This is a genomic window from Deltaproteobacteria bacterium (genome assembly GCA_026712905.1).
Lineage (GTDB): Bacteria > Desulfobacterota > Binatia > UBA9968 > JAJDTQ01 > JAJDTQ01.
Window position 1 is genome coordinate 1 of sequence record JAPOPM010000075.1, and the last position, 4,776, is coordinate 4,776.

2 protein-coding genes are annotated in these 4,776 nt (G+C 68.3%); both read left to right on the forward strand.

From position 1 onward, the window contains the following. Nucleotides 1–2,344, forward strand: a 2,344-nt coding sequence (gene carB / locus OXF11_05785) for a carbamoyl-phosphate synthase large subunit (protein MCY4486613.1), incomplete at its 5' end; no start/stop codon positions are given. Next, nucleotides 2,341–4,503, forward strand: coding sequence for an ATP-dependent DNA helicase RecG (gene recG / locus OXF11_05790; protein MCY4486614.1), 2,163 nt, complete (start codon nucleotides 2,341–2,343; stop codon nucleotides 4,501–4,503). The genes carB and recG, both read left to right, overlap by 4 nt. Nucleotides 4,504–4,776 lie beyond the last annotated feature (273 nt).

The following is a 4,776-nucleotide window of genomic DNA, read 5'->3' on the forward strand; positions in this document are numbered from 1 at the left end:
CAACGGCCGGCTGGTGGTTATCGAGATGAACCCGCGGGTCTCCCGCAGCTCGGCCCTGGCCAGCAAGGCCACGGGGTTCCCCATCGCCAAGATCGCCGCCAAGCTGGCGGTGGGCTACACGCTGGACGAGATCCCCAACGATGTGACGCGCGAGACCCCGGCGTGCTTCGAGCCCACCATCGACTACGTGGTGGTGAAGGTGCCGCGGTTCACCTTCGAGAAGTTCCCCCAGACCCGCGACGTGCTGACCACCCAGATGAAGTCGGTGGGGGAGGCCATGTCCATCGGCCGCACCTTCAAGGAGGCGCTGCAGAAGGCCATGCGCTCGTTGGAGACCAGCAGCTACGGTTTCGAGGAGCCGGAGTTGGCGGCGGAGGGCGCCGAACTGGAGGCGTTGCTGGAGGAACGGCTCCGGTGGCCGCGATCGGACCGGCTATGGACCCTGGGCGCGGCCTTTCGCGCGGGCTTCACGATAGCGCGTCTGTATGAGCTCACGGGCATCGATCCCTGGTTTCTCCGCCACATAGAGTCCATCATCCAGAAGGAGGATGAAATTCGGCGCCGGCTGGGGGAGGGCGGCGACGCCGATGAGGAGTTCTTGTCGGAGGTCAAGAACATGGGCTTCTCCGACCGGCGCCTCGCGGAACTGTCGGAACGTTCGGAGGAAGACATCCGGGCGTTGCGCATGCGCACGGGCGTGCTCGCCGGCTTCCGCACCGTGGATACCTGCGGCGCCGAGTTCGAGGCCTTTACGCCTTACTACTATTCCACCTACGAGGGGACCCAGGAGTCCCGGCGCAGCGACCGCAAGAAGATCATGATTCTGGGCGGCGGCCCCAACCGCATCGGCCAGGGCATCGAGTTCGACTACTGCTGCGTCCACGCCGCCTTCGCCCTCAAGGAGGACGGCTTCGAGACGCTGATGGTCAACTGCAACCCGGAGACCGTCAGCACCGACTACGACACCTCCGACAAGCTCTACTTCGAGCCGCTAACGCTGGAGGACGTGCTCAACATCACGGCGCAGGAGCGGCCCGACGGAGTCATCGTCCAGTTCGGCGGACAGACGCCGCTGAAGCTGGCGCTGGCGCTGGAGGAGGCCGGGGTCCCGATCATCGGCACGCCGCCGAACAGCATCGACCTGGCCGAGGACCGGGAGCGTTTCAAGGAACTGCTCGAGCGGCTGGGCCTGAGGCAGCCGCACAACGGCACCGCCCGATCCACCGACGAAGCCCTACGGGTAGCCGAGAGCATCGGCTACCCGGTGCTGGTGCGGCCGTCCTACGTGCTGGGCGGCCGGGCCATGGAGATCGTCTACGAGGAGGAGAAGCTCAAGGACTACCTGGTGAGCGCTTTCCGGAACTCCGCCGAACACCCGGTGCTCATCGACAAGTTCCTGGACGACGCCACCGAAGTGGACGTGGACGCCATCGCCGACGGCGAGCGGGTAGTCATCGGCGGCATCATGGAGCACATCGAGATGGCCGGGGTCCACTCCGGGGACAGCGCCTGCTCCCTCCCGCCCCGGACCCTGTCGCCGGCGGTGCAGGCGGAGATCCGCCGCCAGGCCGTGGCCCTGGCCACTGCCCTCGAGGTGCGGGGGCTGATGAACGTCCAGTTCGCGGTCAAGGGGGAAGAGGTCTACATCCTCGAGGTGAACCCGCGTGCGTCGCGGACGGTGCCGTTCGTCAGCAAGGCCATCGGCGTGTCGCTGGCAAAGCTGGCGGCGCGGGTCATGGTGGGGCGCAAGCTCGACGAGATGGGTCTCACCGAGGAGATCATCCCGCCGCACGTCTCGGTCAAGGAGTCGGTGCTGCCGTTCAACAAGTTCGCCGGCGTGGACACGCTGCTGGGACCCGAGATGAAGTCCACCGGAGAGGTCATGGGCATCGACCACTCCTTCAGCAAGGCCTACGCCAAGGCCCAGATGGCCGGCGGCATGCAACTGCCGGAGTCCGGCGCGGCGTTCTTCAGCCTGCCCGACGAGCACCGCGAGGGCGCCGCGGACATCGCCCGGTCCCTGGCAGCGCTGGGTTTCAGGATCATGGCCGCCGGCGGTACCGCGGATTTCTTCCAGCGCGGCGGCATCCCGGTGGAGGTGGTGCGGGACGCCGAGGAGACGCTGCAGCACGAGGCCGTCGCCATGGTCGTCAACACCCATGCCAACGAGAGCTACCGCAACGACGGCTACCTGGTGCGCCGGAACGCCCTGGATCGGCAGATCCCCTATTTCACGACCCTGGCCGGAGCCGAAGCCGCACTGGAGGCCATCGAGTTCCTGAAGGGCGGCGAGCTGACCGTGCAGCCGCTTCAGGACTACCAGCGACATACCGCCCGGACGTGACCCATTCCTATCACGCCACACCCGTCGACCCCGCCGACTGCCGCGAGGCCCTGGCACTTCGTCTCGACGTCCTGAAAGGGATCGGCCCGATGCGGGCCGCCCAGCTCGCCAACCGCGGCCTCGCCGCCATCGAGGATCTGCTCTACCACTTGCCGTTGCGCTACGAGGACCGCCGCGACGTGGCCGAAATCGCCGCCGCCGTGGCTGGAGAGAGCGATACCTTCGTAGGCCGTCTGACGAGCCTGCGGGCCGGCCGGATCCGCGGCGGACGCGGAATTCTCACGGGCACCCTGAGCGACGATAGCGGCAGCCTGGAGCTGGTGTGGTTCAACCCGGTCCGCTTCGTCGCGGACGCGTTGCGGGTGGGCCAGCACCTTTCCGTCTACGGCAGAGTCGCGCCCGCGCGCGGCGCGCGCCTCAGCCTGCCCCACCCGGAGTTCGAGGTCCTCGACGAGGGAACCGAGCGTCAACCGGAGGTGCGGCCGGTGTACGGAAAGCCCGGCGACGTGTCCCAGGCGCACCTGCGCGGCTGGGTGGACCAGGCGCTGGAGCGGTTCGGCGGGTTCCTGCCCAGCTTCCTGCCCCCGGAGGTGGCGGAGCGGCAGCGGCTCATGGATCTGAAACAGGCCCTGGAGGTCATTCACCGGCCGGACAGCGAGATGGAACCGGACGCACTGGAGGAACTCCAGGGACAGGCTCGCCGGTCCCTGGCCTTCGACGAGTTCTTCTACTTCCAACTGGCGCTGGCTCTGCGGCAGCAGCAGCGGTTGAAGACCCCCGGCTTTCGCTCCCCGATACGGGAAGACTCGCTCACCGGCCGGATGCGGCAGTCATTGCCCTACCGCCTCACCGGCGGGCAGGAGCGGGTGTTGCAGGAGATCTTCCGGGACATGGAGTCGCCCAACCCCATGCGGCGGCTGCTGCAAGGCGACGTCGGTTCCGGCAAGACGGTCATCGCCTGGCTCGCCGCGCTCCGGGCCATGGAGAACGGCCGCCAGGCGCTGCTGCTGGCACCCACCGAGCTCCTGGCGGAACAGCACTACGAAAGGCTCCAGCCCTACGCCGAGGCGCTGGGCGTGCGCGCGGCGATGCTGTCAGGCTCGCTTTCCGCCGCCGCCCGGAAGGAGCTTGGCGGACGCATCGCCGGAGGTGAGGTGGACTTCGTGGTCGGCACCCATGCCTTGATCCAGGAAGGCGTCTCGGTGCCGCGCATGGGGATCGGCATCGTCGACGAGCAGCACCGCTTCGGGGTGAGCCAGCGAACGGCGTTCGCGCGGCTGTCCTTGCGGAACGCGGCAACCGGCCCGGAGCCGGACCTGCTGCTGATGAGCGCCACGCCCATCCCCCGCAGTCTCGCGATGGTCCTTTCCGGCGACCTGGAGGTGTCGCTGCTGGACGAGGCGCCTCCCGGCAGGACTCCGGTGCGTACCGTGGTGGTGCAGGAGGGCCGGAGAAGGAGGGTGTACGAACGCGTCCGCGCCGCGGTGGCGGCGGGACGGCAGGCGTACCTGGTGTATCCGCTGGTGGAGGACTCCGACAAGCTACCGCTGGCGGCGGCCGAGACCATGGCGCGGGAGTTGTCCCGGACGGTCATGACGGGGCTCCGCCTGGGCTTGGTACACGGCCAGATGCCCGCCGCCGAGAGGGACGACGTGATGCGCCGCTTCCGGCAGGGGGAGATCCAGGTGCTGGTGGCCACCACCGTCATCGAGGTGGGCATCGACGTGCCCGGGGCCACCTTGATGGTCATCGAGCACGCCGAGCGGTTCGGACTCGCCCAGTTGCACCAGCTCAGGGGCAGGGTGGGGCGTGGCCGCGACGAATCCCACTGCGTGCTCATCCACTACGGGACGCGGGACGACGACTCCCGCCGCCGCCTCGAGGTCCTGGAGCGGGCTGCCGACGGCTTCGTGGTCGCCGAGGCGGACCTGCGGTTCCGCGGCGCCGGGGAGATCCTCGGCACCCGGCAGGCCGGCGTCCAGGGGTTCCGGGTGGCGCACCTCGTGCGGGACAACGAAGTGCTGCAGGCGGCGCGCCGGGAGGCCCGTGACTGGCTCTCGCGGGATCCGCGGTTGCGCGGCCGCGCCTCCCGGCACATCCGGGACGTGCTCCAACAGCGCTGGGGAGACAGCATGCAGTTGGAAGCATGGGCCGATTGAGCGGTCGCCGCCGGTTGCGAGATTTGCGCCGGTACCGCGAATGACTTATAAATAGCGGAAATCCTGCCTGTTTCAGTCGCATCGTGGTCGCGGGAGCGTGGGGCCCGGCGGCCGCATTCCTACGCATTCGCCGGGCCGGAAGGGACGAGAGGGACCGCAAAGTGGAGTTCAACCGAATCAAGAGACTGCCGCCCTACGTTTTCAACACCATCAACGACCTCAAGCAGGAAGCCCGGAGGCGGGGAGAGGACATCGTCGACTTCAGCATGGGCA